Source organism: Streptomyces sp. 4F14 (assembly GCF_048159485.1).
Lineage (GTDB): Bacteria > Actinomycetota > Actinomycetes > Streptomycetales > Streptomycetaceae > Streptomyces.
In genome coordinates, this window is the sequence record NZ_JBLRVY010000398.1 from 1 (window position 1) to 318 (window position 318).

Annotated in this window: 1 protein-coding gene; it reads left to right on the forward strand. The window is 73.6% G+C overall.

Going from position 1 to position 318, the window contains the following annotated elements:
- Positions 1 to 318: iron chelate uptake ABC transporter family permease subunit (locus ACLZOT_RS51290; RefSeq protein WP_416976156.1), on the forward strand; the 318-nt coding region annotated here is incomplete at both ends.

Below are 318 nucleotides of genomic sequence, written 5' to 3' on the forward strand. Positions count from 1 at the left end.
GCGGCGCCGTCCTCCAGTCCCTGCTGCGCAACCCGCTCGCTGACCCCTTCGTGCTCGGCGTCTCCTCCGGTGCCTCGACCGGCGCCGTCCTGGTCGTCGTACTCGGCGTGGGCGGCGGCGCGCTGTCCGTCCCCGGCGGGGCGTTCCTCGGCGCGGTGTGCTCCTTCGCGCTGGTGATGCTGCTCAGCCACAGCCTCGGCGGCACCCCGGACCGCGTGGTCCTCGCGGGAGTGGCGGCGAGGCAGCTGTTCTCCTCGCTCACCTCCTTCGTGGTGATGACCGCGGCGGACTCCGAGACCACCCGCGGGGTGCTCTTCT